Here is a 16,435-nt window from a genome sequence, read left to right as displayed (position 1 = left end):
TTCAACCGTGATGACCGCGGTGAGCGTAAGCCTTTCAACCGTGATGGCGGGGATCGCCGTCAGGGTGGCTACGGTGATCGTAACCGTGATGATCGTGGTGGCGAGCGTCGCTTCAACGATCGTGGTGATCGTAAGCCGTTCAACCGCGATGACAACCGTGGTGGCGACCGTCGTTTCAATGATCGTAATGATCGTGGCGACCGCAAGCCCTTCAACCGCGATGGCGATGACCGTCGTTCGTTCAACCGTGACGACCGCGGTGATCGCAAGCCTTTCAACCGCGATGACCGCAAGCCGTTCAACCGCGATGACCGCGGTGATCGCAAGCCTTTCAACCGTGATGGCGGCGACCGCCGTCAGGGTGGCTACGGTGATCGTAACCGTGATGATCGTGGTGGCGAGCGTCGCTTCAACGATCGTGGTGATCGTAAGCCGTTCAACCGCGATGACAACCGTGGTGGCGACCGTCGTTTCAACGATCGTAATGATCGTGGCGACCGCAAGCCTTTCAACCGTGATGGCGATGACCGTCGTTCGTTCAACCGTGATGACCGCGGTGAGCGTAAGCCTTTCAACCGTGATGGCGGGGATCGCCGTCAGGGTGGCTACGGTGATCGTAACCGTGATGATCGTGGTGGCGAGCGTCGCTTCAACGATCGTGGTGATCGCAAGTCGTTCAACCGCGATGACAACCGTGGTGGCGACCGTCGTTTCAACGATCGTAATGATCGCGGCGACCGTAACGATCGTGGGGGCCGCCGCCCTTTTGATCGTGACGGCCGCGACGATCGAGGCGGTGATTACGGCCGCGGTGGTACTCGTGGTGGTAACCGCAGCGACCGTGGTGGCGTGGACCGCGAGTTCACCGAGGCAGAGCGCCTTCAGCACTCGCTGCGTCCCGTTCGTGCGGAGCACGAAGATCCGCAGATCCCTGACTCGATCACCGAGCGCGATCTGCACCCCGCAGCACGTGTTGAGCTGAAGACCCTCCAGGCTGAGACCGCCGAAAAGGTTGCTCGTCACCTCGCTATGGTTGCGCAGCTGATTGACGATGATCCCGCGCTCGCTCACGAGCACGCGATCTCGGCAAGCCGCCGTGCAGGCCGCATCCCGGTTGCGCGCGAAACCCTCGCGATGACCGCATACCGTACTGGCGACTTTGCGCTTGCGCTGCGGGAGATCCGCACGTTCCGTCGTCTCAGTGGCCGTGATGACCACATCGCGATCCTGGTTGATTCGGAGCGCGGCATGGAGCGTCCTGACAAGGCCATCGAGGCTGGCCTCGCGGTTGACGCAAGTAAGCTCGATACCGAGCAGCGAGTGCACCTCGCGATCGCAATGTCGGGAGCTCGTCTTGATCTCAACCAGACTCAGCAGGCACTGCTCGAGCTTGAGATCCCCGAGCTCAACCCGAACCGTGCGTTCTCCTGGAGCCCCGAGCTCTTTGGCGCATACGCAACCGTCCTTGAGGATCTTGGCCGTGCCGAAGAATCCGAGAAGTGGTTCGCCTACGCCGACCGCGCTGCTGCCGCTCTGCATGAGCACGCAGCCGGCTTCGACCAGCTCGAGGTATTCGAGATCGTTGAAGAAGAGCCCATCGAGTTCGATGAGGACGACGCTTACGAGACTGACAGTTACGACGCTGACGATTCGGCAGAGGGCGCGGATCGCGACAGCGACACCGATGCTCCCGTTGACGACGCTGATGACGCTGCAGGCGCTGACGAAGTAGCAGAGCCAGCACCCGCTGCAGACGCTGATGCTCTTGTCGCAGAGGCAGAAGCAGAAGCAGAGACCGAAGAAGACTCGATGAGCATCGAGGACGAGGTTGCAGAGCTTCTCGCCGAGGCTGGTATCGTCGACACCGCTGGTGAAGACGCTGCTGTCGAGTCTGAAACTGAAGAGGCTGAAACAGCTGACGAGGATGATGCAGACGAGGCGTATGCTGAGGCGTACGTCGAGACAGAGGCTGAATCGGTTGCAGAGCCCGTAGCTGAAGAAGCTGAAGCGGACGCTGCTGACGTAGCTACCGAAGCGCAGAACGACTAACGAGTCGCCTGACTCCTAGGAAGGGTTATCGTGGGGATGTTTAGCCGACGCGGCAAGATGATTGACGCGCCGATTGCGGGTCGCGATGCGATCCTGACCGATCTCGATGGTGTCGTGTACCGCGGCGCAGGCGCGATCCCTGGCGCAGTTGAGCACCTCAACCGTGCGGCTGAGTCGATGCAGATCGGCTACCTCACGAATAACGCTTCGCGCACTGATCGCGACGTGGCAGCACACCTGCAGAGCCTTGGTCTCAAGGCTGCTGTAGATCAGGTTGTCACGTCGCCTCAGGCGGCAGTCACTGTGCTGCGTGAACGCGTCGCTCCCGGTTCGCTCGTGTTCGTTATCGGCGGCGAAGGTATCATGGATGAGCTCGCGAAGGCGGGCTTTCGCACGACGCGCAGTGCAGACGATAACCCCGATGCCGTTGTCCAGGGTTTCGCACCCGAGGTTGGTTGGACCGAGCTAGCTGAGGCGGCGTTCGCGCTCGCTGATCAGCCTGGTCGCGATCCGCTGCCGTGGGTCGCAACCAACACGGACTGGACGATTCCCGTTGCGCGCGGTCTCGCGCCCGGTAACGGCACGCTCGTATCGGCGGTACACACCGCTGTTCAGCGCCTTCCTGAGTTCGCTGGCAAGCCCGAACGCCCCATGTTTGAGACGGCTGCATCGCGCTTCGGCGCGAAGAACCCGCTCATGCTCGGCGATCGTCTTGACACCGACATCAAGGGCGCGCATGAGGCTGGTATCGCCTCGCTGCACGTTCTGACTGGTGCGGATCGTCCCAAGCAGCTCGTTGCTGCATCGCAAGACATGCGCCCCGACTACATTGTGGCTTCGCTCGCAGAGCTGTTTGAGCCGTACCCCGCGACGGAGATCCGCCGTGATGGTTCGGTCAGCGTCGGCAGCGCCCGCGTGCGTATGGACGGTCACATTGCGAGCGTCGTCGACGAGGGTGACAGTGCGATCAACCTATTGCGTGCGGGTTGCGGCGCGATCTGGAACTCGGGTCTCGCGATCTATGGTTTGAAGGTGCCCTCGGTAATCTACGAGGATCACTGGCGTATTTAGTTGTAATTACAAGAATCCCGCTTGGGCAAGCTGCCAATTTCGGTAGCGCTCAAGCGGGATTTTTGTGTTTCTGGGGGTGTTACGCCATTCCGCTGAGCTCGAGCACGATCAACGCGCCGTTCAGCACGACGATGGCGACCGCGATGGCGATGCCTGCTATCCGCAATGGAAGTCGGTTGACGAAGCCACCCATGAGTTCGCTCTTCCCAGTGAGCGCAACGAGCGGGATGATCGCGAACGGGAGACCGAAGGAGAGCACGACCTGGCTGATGATGAGCGACCAGGTTGGATCGATGCCGATGCCCAGAATGATGAGGGCAGGCAAGAGTGTGACGACCCTGCGAACGAGCAAGGGGATCCGCACCCGAAGCAAGCCGGCCATGATCTCAGCGCCCGCGTAGGCACCGACCGAGGTCGATGCGAGGCCGGAAGCGAGCAGGCCGATACCGAAGACAATGCCAACGCCAGCACCGAGATGCGTCGAGATGACGTTTGCTGCGCCATCGATGGTGTCGGTACCGTCGACGCCTTGCAGGCTTGCCGCCGCGAGAATGAGCATGGCGATGTTCACTCCGCCCGCGAGGATGAGCGCGAGGAAGACATCGATCTTTGACGCCTTGAGTAGTCGTTTGATGAGGCGTGGATCATCGCCGGATGCTGCGATGCTCGCGCCGTGACGATCGCGCGACAGTGACGAATGCAGGTAGATCGCGTGCGGCATGATCGTTGCGCCGAGCATGCTCGTGGCGAGCAGGAGCGACTGCACATCGGCGAAACGAGGAACGAGGCCCGCGACGAGCTCGGAGGGATTGATGTTGACGAAGAGCAATCCGCCGACGAAGCCAACGGTGATCACGATGAGCATGAAGATCATGACGCCCTCGAACTGCCGCTGACGTCTGCCTTGCAGCATGAGAATGAGGATCGACAGGATTCCGACCAGAATTCCACCAGGCAAGAGTGGGATGCCGAAGAGAATGTACAGCGCAAGTGCGCCGCCGATCACTTCTGCGAGATCGGTTGCCGCGGCGACAAGTTCAGCCTGCACCCAATAAAGTCTGCGGCTCGTGGTGGACAGCCGTTTGCCGAGTAACGAAGGCAGGCTCTCCCCGGTCACGAGCCCGAGCTTTGCTGACAGGTATTGCACGATCGCCGCCATCGCGTTTGCCAGCACAAGCACCCAGAGGAGCAGGTAGCCGTACTCGGCACCCGCTGACATGTTTGCTGCAACGTTGCCAGGATCGACATACGCAATTGCAGCTACGAACGCAGGACCGAGGAGCGCAAGCAAGCGGTTCTGCGAAGAGCGAATCGTGACCGAAGATGTCCGGGGCATGCACCAAAGTGTATTTCATAAATGCAAGTTGAATGTTCGATGTGTCGAACTTTTGTGAGAAGTGGTGCAACATGCGCCTGACGGGGCGCAACACATGTCTAGTGTCAGCGGTCAGAGATAGTCTGGAACACATGATTACGCAGCAAGAATCCGGGGTCGTTGACGCGGCTGAGGTCGTCGAGCGATGCGCCGAGCAGGTCGGGGTAATCGAGGCGATGCCGCTTGCTGAACGAGCAACCGGGTTTGAGCAGTTGTACAGTGAGCTCGTAACTGAGCTTGAACGTAGCGATGTGGGTGCCGAGTAATGAATAATCAGGCCGCCGATGTACAGCGCAGCGCCACCTGGGAAGGTGACGAGGCCCGCCTTGATCGCGTAGTGGCAGAGCTCGACCTCGCGCGCTCACGCAGTCGCGCGGGTGAGCTCATTGCAGCGGGCGCGGTCACCTGCGACGGGGTGCTTGCGAAGAAAGCCGGTGTGAAGGTCACCGCCGGCGTAGAAGTGACGGTGACCGGTGAAGACCGTTTCGTGAGCCGAGGCGCGCACAAGCTCGTCGCGGCAATCGCAGAGTTCGGGCTCGAACCCCAGGGGCGCGTCACGATGGACCTCGGTGCGTCGACAGGTGGCTTTACTCAGGTACTGCTCGAGCATGACCCCAAGGTGGTGCTGGCAATTGACGTCGGGCATGATCAGATGGTGCCTGCGATTGCTGCTGATCCGCGCGTACGTTCTATTGAGGGCTGTAACGCACGCGAACTCACTGCAGAGCGCCTTGCTGAGCTGACCGGGCAGAACGAGAAACCGAGCCTCATCGTCGCAGACCTATCGTTCATTTCCCTGACTCACATCTTGCCCGCCATCGCCCGGTGCGCGAGTGACGATGCAGAAGCGGCTGTACTGGTGAAACCTCAGTTCGAGGTAGGCCGTGTGCGCAACGGCATTGTCCTTGACCCAGCGCAGTGGGAGTCGGCGATCCGCACAGTAATGGGGGCCGCTGCAGAGCACGGCTTCATGACTCGCGGCATTGCGCCCTCGCCGATCCTTGGCGGAGAAGGGAATCGAGAATTTCTTTTGTGGATCGCGCGCGGTACGCCCGGCGATCAGACAGAATGGGATGCGCGGATCACCGAGCTGTGCACGGTGACTGCTGAACGCAGTGGAGCGGCAACCGGGAGGACCAACTGATGACCCAGGCACCAGTGCGGCGCATGCTGATCGTCTCGCACACATTCCGTGAAGAGGCTGTGAGTGCGACCGTAGAGACAGTTCGGCGACTCCGCGAACGTGACGTGGTTCCGGTGCTCACTGCAGAAGACCAGGCCGAGTTCGCTCCATACTTGGCCCCCGCTCGCACCGAGGTACTCGGCGTCGACACCGAGATCGAAGACCTTGAAGTGGCGATCGTGCTTGGCGGTGACGGCACTATTCTGCGTGCGGCCGAGGTGCTTCGTGACTCAGCGTGCCCGATTGTGGGCGTCAACCTCGGTCATGTTGGCTTTCTCGCTGAAATGGAAATGCACGACCTTGAGTTCACGATCGATTCGGTGTTGCAGCGTCGCTACACCGTCGAAGAACGACTCACGCTTGACGTGCGTGCTGAGCATGAAGGCGAAACGATTGCCGCAACATGGGCGCTGAACGAAGTGAGCGTTGAAAAGCGTCGCCGCATGCTCGAGGTGGCGACAGGCGTAGATGGTCGTCCGCTGACCTCCTTCGCTTGTGATGGTGTCGTGGTGGCAACCCCAACGGGGTCAACAGCATACGCATTCTCCGCTGGCGCTCCTGTCGTCTGGCCCGGGGTGCAAGCCTTGCTGATGGTGCCGATCGCGGCGCACGCGCTCTTCAACCGGCCAGTGGTAACCGGACCCGATTCGACCATCACCGTCGAGATCCTCCCTGAAAACATCGGCCCGGGCGTCATGTGGTGCGATGGTCGCCGCCGCACTGAGCTACCCGCAGGTTCTGTGGTGATTGTGAGTCGATCAGCCCAGACCGTGCGCCTTGCGCGCCTTGACGAGTCACCGTTCTCCGAGCGCCTCGTTCGCAAATTCCACCTACCAGTTGAAGGCTGGCGCGGTCACGGAGGGCGGGCCGCATGATTGAAGAACTCCAGATTCGTGATCTCGGTGTGATTGCAGAGACCGTGCTGCCGCTCGGACCCGGCTTCACCGCCATTACGGGCGAAACTGGCGCGGGTAAGACGATGGTCGTCACCGCGCTCGGCCTGCTGATGGGTGAGCGCGCAGACGCAAGCAGCGTTCGTGCAGGTGCCTCGCAGGCGCGCGTGAGTGGAATTGTGCGCATTGAAGCAACAGAGTTCCCAGACATCGCAGCGATCGTCGACGAGGTCGGTGGTGCGATTGAAGATAGCGAACTCGTTTTGAGTCGCACGGTGAACGCCGAGGGGCGCAGCCGTGCGGTTGCCGGTGGCGTTGGTGTGCCGGTCGGTGCGCTTGGGCGCCTCGCAGAGCAGCTCTTTGCCGTTCACGGCCAATCAGAACAGCTGCGCCTGAAATCAACGGCTGCTCAGCGCGAGACGCTTGACCGATTCGCTGGTTCTGCGCTTGCCACCGTCGCGAAAAAGTACCGCGCTGCTCACGATGAACGCACCAATCTCGAACGCCGCATCACTGAACTGCGTGACACGCGTGACGCAGTGACGGCTGAAGCGAATCGACTGCGCGAAGAGCTTGAGCTCATCCAAGAGGTGAACCCTGAGCCTGGCGAAGAGCGTGAACTTGCCTCCCGCATCGAGGTACTCGCAAACGTCGAAGCGCTGCGCGACGCAGCAACCGCTGCACAGAATGCCGTGGCAAACGAGGGCGATGATCCGATGTCGCGTGACGCAGCCGGCCTGATCGATGATGCGTTGCACCACCTTGACCGTGTGACCGGCGTCGATCCACGTCTTGACGCCGTGGCAAATATGCTGCGAGAAGCGCGCTTCCAACTCGCAGACGCTGGCCGGGACCTCGCAGAGTACGCGAGTGATCTCGACGAAGAGGGGCCTGCAGAGCTCGAACGGGCGAACGAACGAATGTCAGCGCTCAAGCGCGTGCTGCGGCTCTTTGGCGAAGACACGGAAGCCGTCCTCGCGTACGCTGAGACGGCTGCAGAACGACTTGCTGACATTGAGGGTGAGGGTAGCTCAGAAGAGGCGCTCACGGCGCTTCTCGACGAATGTCTGGTGCTGGAAAGCGAGTTGGCAGGAAAGCTGACTGAGCTCCGCTCAAAGGCTGCAACGAAGCTCCGTAAGGGCGTTACCGCAGAACTGCGGCAACTCGCGCTCCCAGACGCAGACTTCATCGTCACGGTCGAGCCGCTTGGCTCGTTCGCGGGTCACGGGGCCGACGAGGTGCAGTTCCTGTTGAGTCCGCATCCAGGCGCGTCGCCGCGACCAGTCGCGAAGAGTGCCTCCGGCGGCGAGCTCTCACGTGTCATGCTTGCACTTGAAGTGGTATTGGCCGGCGCAGACCCCGTGCCCACCTTCGTGTTTGACGAGGTGGACGCTGGCATCGGTGGCGCGGCAGCAATCGAGATCGGTCGCAGGCTCGCTCGTTTGGCGCAAACCTCGCAGGTCATTGTGGTGACGCATCTCGCGCAGGTCGCTGCCTTTGCGAACAACCACCTGCAGGTCGTGAAAGACTCCTCGGGCGGGTTCACTGAAAGCAGCTGTACTCGGCTTGAAGGCGAGGCCAGAATTGATGAGATGGCGCGCCTGCTATCAGGGCTCTCAAGTTCAGAAAGTGCACGCGAACATGCCAACGAGCTCCTGAACCTTGCCCCTTGAATCTGCCTAACGCTCTGATAATCTGACGCTATGAGCAAGCTATTCGGGCACAAGAACGAAGACGCGACTTCGCCGAGCGAAGAGACGATCGTGGAGACCAAGTCCGAAGCCTCTTCAGGCGTCGTACATGCGAACATCGAAGAGATGGATGCTGACCTCCGGGAACTGTATCGTGATGCACGATCAGCGGCAGTTGAGGCACAAGCCGAATCAGGAGACAAGCGCAATCGCTTTGTCACTATGCGCAGCCCCTTTGTGCTGGGCTTCACCATCACGCTTGGTGTGCTCGTGGCTATCCTCGTCGGCGACATGTTTGGTCAGCTCAGCACGATCATCATGTACGTGGTTGCCGCGCTCTTCATCGCGCTTGGTCTTGACCCCGTAGTTCGCAAGTTTGAAAAGCGCGGCATGAAGCGACCGGTCGGCATCGCTGTCGTGTTCCTCGGCTTTATCGCGATCATCGCCACCATTTTGGCGATCGTGATTCCGATGATTGCGCACCAGGTGAACCTGTTGATTCAGAGCGCACCCGAACTGGTGACCGACATCACTTCCAAAGCCTGGTACAAGGACATCAACGAGCGCTTCGGCCAGTACATCGACTTCCAGGCGCTACTGAAATCAGGTCAAGACCTGATCAGTAAGCCCGAGAACTGGACGCAAGTCGCCGGTGGCGTCTGGCAGGCAGGCATGGGCATTGCAAATGGACTCACTGCTGCGCTCATCATCCTGATTCTGAGCCTGTACTTCCTCTCCTCGATGCGATCAATCAAGCGCGGCTTCTACACGCTCGTGCCTCGTAGCGGGCGCGCAAAGGTGATCGACATCACCGAGCAGGTTGCTGGCTCGGTCGGCGGCTACGTGAACGGCATGGTGCTGCTCGCGCTCATGAACTCGATTCTGGGGTTCATCATGATGCTTATCGTCGGCGTACCGTTCGCTGGCTTGGTCGCGGTGGGTGTGTTCATTCTCGCGCTCATCCCACTCATCGGTTCGGTGATGGCAACGGTTCTCGTGGGCATTGTGGCGCTATTCAACTCGCCCATGACGGCACTTGTCGCTGTAATTTATTACCTCGTGTACATGCAGATTGAGTCGTACGTCTTCACACCGCGCATCATGAATCGTGTCGTCGCGGTTCCCGGCGCGCTCGTCGTGATTGGCGCCCTCGCCGGCGGTACTTTGCTCGGTTTGCTTGGCGCTCTTATCTCGATTCCGGTGACGGCTTCGATCCTCATGATCATCAAGCAGGTCTGGGTTCCGCGCCAAGAAACCCGGTAATTCGCACAACTGTCCAGTACTCTCCAGAATCAGCTGATAGGATCAAAGCCCGTGGAAGCAGAGCTAAACGCGGAACAGCGTAAAACGACCAAGCACATCTTTGTCACCGGCGGCGTCGTCTCGTCACTCGGCAAGGGTTTGACGGCAGCTAGCCTGGGCAACCTGCTCACCGCGCGCGGTCTGCACGTGGTTATGCAGAAGCTTGACCCCTACCTGAACGTCGATCCGGGCACGATGAACCCGTTCGAGCACGGCGAGGTATTCGTTACCGACGACGGCGCAGAGACCGATCTTGATATCGGCCACTACGAGCGTTTCCTCGGCATCAATCTTTCGCGCGCGGCAAACGTAACGACCGGACAGATCTACTCTGACGTGCTCGCAGCCGAGCGTCGCGGAGATTACCTTGGCGCAACCGTCCAGGTCATCCCGCACATCACCAACGAGATCAAGCGCCGCATGCGTCTCCAGGCTGAGCAGGATCCCCAGCCTGACGTCATCATCACCGAAATCGGTGGCACCGTCGGCGACATCGAGTCGCAGCCGTTCCTTGAGTCGGCACGTCAGGTTCGCCACGAGCTCGGCCGCAAGAACGTCATCTTCGTGCACGTTTCGCTGGTTCCCTTCATGGGGGCATCGGGTGAACAGAAGACCAAGCCGACCCAGCACTCGGTTGCTTCGCTCCGTTCGGTTGGTATCCAGCCTGACGCGCTCGTCCTTCGCAGTGACCGTCCCGTCACCAAGGAGAACCTCTCGAAGATCGCACTCATGTGTGACGTCGAAGAGGGCGCAGTCGTGAACGCTATTGACGTCAAGAGCATCTACGACCTGCCGAAGCTTTTCAACGATCAGGGCCTCGACCAGACCGTCGTTGAGCACCTCGGCCTCGCTGAGCGTGCACCCAAGGTTGACTGGGCGGCATGGCAGCCCGTCCTTGATGCGGTGCACAACCCCAAGGGTGAGGTCACTATCGGCCTCGTCGGCAAGTACATTGATCTTCCTGACGCGTACCTCTCGGTCACCGAAGCACTTCGTGCAGGCGGCTTCGCTCACGCGACCAAGGTCAACATCAAGTGGATCCCGTCTGACACCTGCGAGACCCCCGAGGGTGCTCGTGAGCAGCTCGGCGGCATGGACGCAATCTGCGTTCCCGGCGGCTTCGGCATCCGCGGTATCGAGGGCAAGCTCGGCGCACTCCGTTTCGCTCGCGAGAACGGCCTGCCCGCACTCGGCCTCTGCCTTGGCATGCAGGCAATGGTCATCGAGTACGCGCGTAACGTTGCTGGTCTCGAGGGCGCTTCGTCTACCGAGTTCGATCCTGAGACCGCTGTTCCCGTCATCGCAACGATGGCCGAGCAGCGCGCGCACATCGACGGCGGCGACCTCGGTGGCACCATGCGCCTCGGCCTCTACGATGCGAAGCTCGCTGACGGCTCGCTCGCGGCCGACCTGTACGGCTCGACCATGGTCGAAGAACGTCATCGTCACCGCTACGAGGTCAACAACCAGTTCCGTGATCAGATCGCTGCCGCTGGTCTGAGCTTCTCGGGCACCAGCCCCGATGGCGAGCTCGTTGAGTTCGTCGAGCTGCCCCGCGACGTGCACCCGTACTACATCGCAACCCAGGCGCACCCTGAGCTGCGCTCGCGTCCGGGCACGCCCCACCCGCTCTTCGCTGGCCTCGTAGGCGCAGCAATCGAGCGCCGTGAGGCTACGCACCTCTTCGAGGTGGAGAACAACGGTGGCGCAAACGCCTAACCCCGAACTCGGGGCGTCGTTCGACGGCTCGCTCGTAGACGCACCCGCACGCGATGTGCGGGTGCTCTCGAGCGAGCTCGTCGCGAACGGCTATGTGTGGGACCTGCGCCGGGATCGATTCGCCTATGGCGATACCGAACTTGTGCGGGACTACATTGATCACCCTGGCGCCGTCGCAGTCGTTGCGCTCGATGACGCCGGTCGGGTGCTGCTCATCCAGCAGTACCGACACCCCATCGCGCACCGCGACTGGGAACTTCCCGCAGGTCTCATGGACGTCGCGGGGGAGCCCGGCCATCTGGCCGCTGCCCGCGAGCTCGCAGAAGAGGCAGACCTCGCTGCTGAGCGCTGGGACTTGCTCATTGACCTCTTCCTGACCCCCGGCGGATCGTCGGAGGCCATGCGCATCTTCCTCGCACGCGATGTGCACCCCACTCAGCACACCTTCGAGCGTGAAGCCGAAGAGGCCGACATGCTTACAGCTTGGGTGCCGCTCGAGGAGGCCGTCCTTGCAGTGCTTGAGGGGCGCGTAAAGAACGCGGTCACCGCAGGCGGTATCTTGGCCGCTGCAACCGCACGTTCGCTCGACTGGTCGACGCTGCGTGCTGCCGACACTGCATGGCCCGCGCGCGATACTGTGCGTGGCGAGCGTTCGAAGTAGTACCCATGGCGGTCACGTTCGATGCGGCTGCCGAGCGGTGGCTGCGCCATCTCGTGATTGAGCGCGGCCTTTCGGAGAACACGTTGAAGGCCTATCGCGCCGACCTTGCTGCGTACGGCGAGTGGCTTTCGGCCGAACAGGTCACCGATCTCGCGCGGGTGACGCCAGCGCTGCTCTCTGCCTTTGTGGTCAGCCTGTCTGCTGGCGGAGATGAGGATGCTGGGGGATCCGCACCCCTGTCACCAGCGACCGTCACGCGCCGAACTTCGACTGTGCGTGGGCTCCATCGGTTCCTGTTCGAAGAAGGGCTGCTTGAGGAGTTTGCTGGCCGCGGAGTTCGCACGCCGAAGAAAGCCCAGCGGCTACCGAAGGCACTCACGATCGAGGAAGTCACCGCGCTACTCGAGGCGACGGGCGGTGACGATCCTGTTGCGCTGCGCGATCGGGCCCTGCTTGAGTTGCTGTATGCGAGCGGTGCGCGCGTGAGCGAGGTTGCTGATCTCGATCTCGATGATCTCGTTGGTGGTCATACTGCCGGTGACGCGTGGGCAGATCCGGCCCGCGTACTCAGCGAAGGCGGCTTCCTGCGCGTAACGGGCAAAGGCTCGAAGCAGCGGATCGTGCCATACGGCCGGCACGCTGGTTCGGCGCTGGCTGCCTACCTGGTGCGCGCGCGGCCCGCGATGGTCGAGCGTGGCAAGGGAACTCCCGCGCTGTTTGTCGGCCCCCGCGGTGCTCGGTTGTCGCGGCAGAGCGCCTGGCTGGTCATTCGCGCGGCGGCGGATCGTGCCGAGATCACCGCAGAGGTTTCTCCGCATACGCTGCGCCACTCGTTCGCCACCCACTTGCTCGCTGGCGGTGCCGACGTGCGAACCGTGCAGGAACTGCTCGGTCATTCATCGGTGACCACCACCCAGATTTACACGCAGGTGACTCCTGATACGTTGCGGGAGCACTATGTGATGTCGCATCCGCGAGCGAAGTAGATGCTGAGGGGCGATTTCTGACGGTTTGCACTGCTTCGCCACACCGAAATACACGCCGTGATGCAACCTTCAAATGTCAGTGGCCAGCGATAAGCTTGAGCCGAATCACGACCCCCAAGGAGAGTGCACGATGGCGAACAAAGGCGAGCTTGGACCAACCGGTCGACCGGTGCGTGTCATTACGCCGCCTGAGTTCCTTGAAACGCACGGCCCTGCACGCATCATCGCGATGTGTAACCAGAAGGGTGGCGTCGGTAAGACGACCACGACCATCAACCTGGGTGCAGCGCTCGCACGCTACGGCCGTCGGGTGCTCGCGGTAGATTTCGATCCCCAGGGCGCTTTGTCAGCAGGCCTCGGCGTTCCCGCGCATGAGGTCCCGACGATCTACGACCTCATGCTTGGCAAGATCAAGAACCCGCACGAGGTTATCCAGAACACGGCGACCCCCGGCCTTGACGTGATTCCCGCAAACATCGACCTGTCTGCCGCCGAGGTGCACCTCGTGAGTGAGGTCGCCCGCGAGCAGATCCTCGGTTCGGTGCTGCGCCGCGTTGCTGACGACTATGACGTCATCCTCATCGACTGCCAGCCTTCGCTCGGCTTGCTCACCGTGAATGCCCTGACGGCGGCGCATGGCGTGCTCATTCCGCTCGCGTGCGAGTACTTCGCGCTTCGCGGTGTTGCGTTGCTGATCGAGACGATTGAAAAGGTGCGCGATCGCCTGAACCCAGCGCTCGAGCTCGATGGCATTATCGCGACGATGTACGACCCGCGCACACTGCACGCCCGTGAGGTACTTGAGCGTGTGGTCGAGACCTTTGGTGAGAAGACGTTTGACACCGTTATTGGCCGTACAGTGAAGCTGCCTGACGCTTCGGTCGCGGCACAGTCGATTCTTGACTACGCACCCTCGAACGCGGCAGCTGAGGCCTATCTCACGCTGGCCCGTGAGATCGTGCAGCGCGGCATAGTCGCATGACCCGAACTGGCGCTCACATGGACACACACGCTGAGACGCCAGACACTCTTTTGCCGGGCGCTCAGGCGGGCGCAGCAACGTCGCTGCCGGCAGATGCAGATGATGGCGGCTTCCGGGTAAGTCTTGAGGTCTTTGACGGTCCATTCGACCTGTTGCTCAGTCTCATCGGCAAACACGAGCTCGATATCACCGAGGTCTCGTTGAGCCTCGTCACCGACGAGTTTATTTCGTACCTTGGCACGCTCGAAGGACAGGGGCTGATCGAGCTTGATCAGGCCTCCGAATTCTTGGTCGTCGCGGCGACCCTGCTCGACATGAAGATCGCGAGCCTGTTGCCACAGGGCGAGGCTGTCGATGCCGAAGACATCGCGCTGCTTGAAGCGCGTGACCTGCTGTTTGCGCGACTGCTGCAGTACCGTGCGTTCAAGCAGGCGAGCGCCTGGTTCGCCGGGAAGCTTACGACAGAGGCCGGTCGTCACCCGAGGCAGGTCCCTCTTGACGCGAAGTACCGAGGCAAAGGCCCCGAGCTACTCTGGACCTTGACGGCGGAAGACTTCGCAGCAGTCGCGACGCTCGCGTTTGCGCCGCGGGCAATACCAGTTGTCGGGCTTGACCACCTGCACGCCCCGCTCGTATCGATTCGCGAGCAGGCGGCAATAGTTGTGGCAATGCTGCGAAGCGACGGTGCGCTGAGTTTCCGGCACCTCATCGCAGGGGTTGACATGTCAACCGAACGAGGCGTGATTGTTGCCAGATTCCTCGCGATTCTTGAGCTGTATCGACGCGGCTCGGTGCTGTTTGACCAGGCAGAACCTCTTGGCGACTTGCACGTGCAGTGGGTTGGCGACGAATGGAGCGAGGACGAACTCGCTACCCTGGGAAGTGATTATGACTGACGATCAGCAGACACCGACAGCGCTCGCAGCAGCTCGTGAAGCGCACTCGCTTTCACAGCAGCTCGAGGCGCTGCTCATCGTGGCCGACCAGCCGCTGTCGGCAGTCGAGCTCGCAGCCGCGACAGATCACCCCGTGCGGCTCGTGCGATCCGCGCTCGCCGCCCTCGTGGCTGACTACAACGGCACCGACGAGACACTCGCAAGCAGTGGCACACCTCGCGGCTTCGAACTGCGCGAGACGGCAAACGGATTCAGGCTCTATGTGCGAGAAAGCCTCGACCCGATCGTGGCTGATTTCGTGCAGCAGACCACCCCAGCCAAGCTGTCGCAGGCGGCGCTCGAAACGCTCGCGGTAATCGCGTATCGGCAGCCCATTACGAGGGGTGCAATCGCGTCGATCCGCGCAGTAAACGTAGACTCGGTAGTACGCACCCTGCTGGGCCGCGGGCTCGTGGAAGAGGTAGGGCTCGAGCCCGAGACCAACGCGACCCTGTATGGCACAGGTGACATGCTGCTTGCGCAGCTGGGAATTGATCACCTGTCACAGCTTCCGCCGATCGCGCCGCTCCTCGAAGACGGCACTGAAGGATTTGACCATGAAGAACTCTGACCGCAACGACTCGAACGACTTCGGTGGCTCGTTCACCGTCGATGGCGAAGCTGTCGAGGTCGACCTGGCCGAATTCGGCTGGGAACCCCGTACGTCGGCGGCACCCCAGCCGGTGGATGAGCGTCCGCGCCTCCAGAAGGCACTTGCGCACGCCGGCATCGCATCACGACGTGCCTGCGAGACGCTCATCACGAGCGGTCGTGTCACTGTGAACGGCGAAGTTGAACTCGAGCTTGGCTCGCGTCTGAACCCTGGCGATGAGGTGCGCGTCGACGGCGTCGTCGTCCAGCTCGATGTTTCAAAGCGCTACTTCGTGCTCAACAAGCCGACCGGTGTCGTGTCAACGATGGCAGATGAAGACGGTCGCCCTGACTTGCGCGAGTTCACCGAAAAGATCGGCACCGCACCGGCTGACCGCCTGTACAACGTCGGCCGCCTCGACACTGACACGAGTGGCCTGCTCATCCTCACCAACGATGGCGACCTCGCGCACGCGCTTTCCCACCCGAGCTTCGGCGTGCAGAAGACGTACATTGCCAAGGTGCGCGGCCGCGTGCGCCCCGGCACCGTGCAGCAGCTGAAAGACGGCATCGAGCTGAAAGATGGGCCGATCAAGGCAGATCGAGTCAAGCTGCTCCCCGATACCTCGAACAGCACGAACACCCTGATCGAACTCACTATCCACTCTGGCCGCAACCGCATCGTGCGACGCATGATGGCAGAGGTGGGTCACCCGGTCCTCGAACTCGTGCGCCGCAGCTTTGGTCCGCTCAACCTCGGCACACTCGGCCTCGGCGAATTGCGTGAAATGTCGGCGGCTGAGCGAGGTGCGATCCTCTCCGCAGTTGAAGATGGTGGTCAGAAAGAGACCGCGCGCTCGAACCGTGAGAGCGAGAACACCGCCAAGCAGCAGGTGCGCAACAAGCGCCGCCCCATCACCGCAGGTCGCCCCGGCGACGGCGCAGGTGCGCGCGGCATGCGCGGCATTGCAGCAAAGGGCAACCCGCACGGCCGCGG

General features: G+C 61.6%; 15 protein-coding genes and 1 pseudogene. 14 read left to right on the top strand and 2 right to left on the bottom strand.

What is annotated here, in order from left to right; translation table 11 throughout:
• Positions 1-888, bottom strand: an 888-nt coding sequence (locus ICL81_RS07765; RefSeq protein ID WP_188034328.1) for a hypothetical protein, incomplete at its 3' end; no start/stop codon positions are given.
• On the opposite strand from ICL81_RS07765, the gene ICL81_RS07760 reads away from it, so the two are divergent.
• Complete coding sequence (locus ICL81_RS07760; RefSeq protein WP_188034327.1) at positions 850-2,049, top strand: hypothetical protein; 1,200 nt, start codon at positions 850-852, stop codon at positions 2,047-2,049. The two genes, ICL81_RS07765 and ICL81_RS07760, sit on opposite strands and share 39 nt — an antisense overlap.
• A gap of 36 nt (positions 2,050-2,085) precedes the next feature.
• A complete protein-coding gene (locus ICL81_RS07755) occupies positions 2,086-3,120 on the top strand; it encodes an HAD-IIA family hydrolase (RefSeq protein ID WP_188034348.1) in 1,035 nt (344 codons plus the stop codon).
• A 79-nt stretch (positions 3,121-3,199) separates the two neighbouring features.
• On the opposite strand, the gene ICL81_RS07750 is transcribed toward ICL81_RS07755, so the two are convergent.
• Positions 3,200-4,456, bottom strand: coding sequence for an Nramp family divalent metal transporter (locus tag ICL81_RS07750; RefSeq protein WP_188034326.1), 1,257 nt, complete (start codon positions 4,454-4,456; stop codon positions 3,200-3,202).
• Between the two features lie 131 nt (positions 4,457-4,587).
• Here ICL81_RS07750 and ICL81_RS07745 point away from each other — a divergent pair, with 131 nt between their 5' ends.
• The 12 genes and pseudogenes from ICL81_RS07745 to ICL81_RS07690 all read left to right on the top strand — a co-directional run.
• The gene (locus ICL81_RS07745; RefSeq protein WP_188034349.1) at positions 4,588-4,761 is read left to right on the top strand and encodes a hypothetical protein; all 174 of its coding nucleotides are present in this window, start codon (positions 4,588-4,590) and stop codon (positions 4,759-4,761) included.
• Complete coding sequence (locus tag ICL81_RS07740; RefSeq protein WP_188034325.1) at positions 4,761-5,639, top strand: TlyA family RNA methyltransferase; 879 nt, start codon at positions 4,761-4,763, stop codon at positions 5,637-5,639. The genes ICL81_RS07745 and ICL81_RS07740 overlap by 1 nt, the downstream gene beginning before the upstream one ends.
• On the top strand, positions 5,639-6,553 hold the full coding sequence (locus ICL81_RS07735; RefSeq protein WP_188034324.1) for an NAD kinase: 915 nt from the start codon (positions 5,639-5,641) through the stop codon (positions 6,551-6,553). The genes ICL81_RS07740 and ICL81_RS07735 overlap by 1 nt, the downstream gene beginning before the upstream one ends.
• Positions 6,550-8,244: a DNA repair protein RecN gene (gene recN, locus ICL81_RS07730; RefSeq protein WP_188034323.1), complete on the top strand. Its 1,695-nt coding sequence runs from the start codon at positions 6,550-6,552 to the stop codon at positions 8,242-8,244. Before ICL81_RS07735 ends, recN begins: the two co-directional genes overlap by 4 nt.
• Before the next feature lie 30 nt (positions 8,245-8,274).
• Complete coding sequence (locus ICL81_RS07725; RefSeq protein WP_188034322.1) at positions 8,275-9,525, top strand: AI-2E family transporter; 1,251 nt, start codon at positions 8,275-8,277, stop codon at positions 9,523-9,525.
• A 51-nt stretch (positions 9,526-9,576) separates the two neighbouring features.
• A complete protein-coding gene (locus tag ICL81_RS07720; RefSeq protein WP_188034321.1) occupies positions 9,577-11,283 on the top strand; it encodes a CTP synthase in 1,707 nt (568 codons plus the stop codon).
• Positions 11,267-11,944, top strand: coding sequence for an NUDIX hydrolase (locus ICL81_RS07715; RefSeq protein WP_188034320.1), 678 nt, complete (start codon positions 11,267-11,269; stop codon positions 11,942-11,944). The genes ICL81_RS07720 and ICL81_RS07715 overlap by 17 nt, the downstream gene beginning before the upstream one ends.
• 5 nt (positions 11,945-11,949) lie before the next feature.
• On the top strand, positions 11,950-12,930 hold the full coding sequence (locus ICL81_RS07710; RefSeq protein ID WP_188034319.1) for a site-specific tyrosine recombinase XerD: 981 nt from the start codon (positions 11,950-11,952) through the stop codon (positions 12,928-12,930).
• Between the two features lie 130 nt (positions 12,931-13,060).
• Positions 13,061-13,912 carry a ParA family protein gene (locus tag ICL81_RS07705; protein ID WP_188023951.1) on the top strand — a complete coding sequence of 284 codons (852 nt, stop codon included), beginning with the start codon at positions 13,061-13,063 and terminating at the stop codon, positions 13,910-13,912.
• A 17-nt stretch (positions 13,913-13,929) separates the two neighbouring features.
• Entirely contained in the window at positions 13,930-14,808 is an 879-nt protein-coding gene (locus tag ICL81_RS07700) for a ScpA family protein (protein ID WP_188034318.1), read from the top strand.
• Positions 14,801-15,418: an SMC-Scp complex subunit ScpB gene (gene scpB, locus ICL81_RS07695; protein ID WP_188034317.1), complete on the top strand. Its 618-nt coding sequence runs from the start codon at positions 14,801-14,803 to the stop codon at positions 15,416-15,418. Before ICL81_RS07700 ends, scpB begins: the two co-directional genes overlap by 8 nt.
• 112 nt (positions 15,419-15,530) lie before the next feature.
• Positions 15,531-16,259: pseudogene (locus tag ICL81_RS07690) on the top strand (pseudouridine synthase); the annotation flags it as partial.
• Positions 16,260-16,435: the final 176 nt, after the last annotated feature.

Source organism: Leucobacter sp. cx-328 (genome assembly GCF_014530035.1).
GTDB lineage: Bacteria > Actinomycetota > Actinomycetes > Actinomycetales > Microbacteriaceae > Leucobacter.
This window is presented reverse-complemented; position numbering and strand designations above follow the sequence as displayed.

Bases quoted from the DNA above. Each gene is read 5' to 3' on its own strand.
- ICL81_RS07745 (WP_188034349.1), top strand. From the start codon at position 4,588: ATGATTACGCAGCAAGAATCCGGGGTCGTTGACGCGGCTGAGGTCGTC.
- ICL81_RS07740 (WP_188034325.1), top strand. From the start codon at position 4,761: ATGAATAATCAGGCCGCCGATGTACAGCGCAGCGCCACCTGGGAAGGT.
- scpB (WP_188034317.1), top strand. From the start codon at position 14,801: ATGACTGACGATCAGCAGACACCGACAGCGCTCGCAGCAGCTCGTGAA.
- ICL81_RS07750 (WP_188034326.1), bottom strand. From the start codon at position 4,456: ATGCCCCGGACATCTTCGGTCACGATTCGCTCTTCGCAGAACCGCTTG.
- ICL81_RS07735 (WP_188034324.1), top strand. From the start codon at position 5,639: ATGACCCAGGCACCAGTGCGGCGCATGCTGATCGTCTCGCACACATTC.
- ICL81_RS07705 (WP_188023951.1), top strand. From the start codon at position 13,061: ATGGCGAACAAAGGCGAGCTTGGACCAACCGGTCGACCGGTGCGTGTC.
- ICL81_RS07725 (WP_188034322.1), top strand. From the start codon at position 8,275: ATGAGCAAGCTATTCGGGCACAAGAACGAAGACGCGACTTCGCCGAGC.
- ICL81_RS07700 (WP_188034318.1), top strand. From the start codon at position 13,930: ATGGACACACACGCTGAGACGCCAGACACTCTTTTGCCGGGCGCTCAG.
- ICL81_RS07755 (WP_188034348.1), top strand. From the start codon at position 2,086: ATGTTTAGCCGACGCGGCAAGATGATTGACGCGCCGATTGCGGGTCGC.
- recN (WP_188034323.1), top strand. From the start codon at position 6,550: ATGATTGAAGAACTCCAGATTCGTGATCTCGGTGTGATTGCAGAGACC.
- ICL81_RS07710 (WP_188034319.1), top strand. From the start codon at position 11,950: ATGGCGGTCACGTTCGATGCGGCTGCCGAGCGGTGGCTGCGCCATCTC.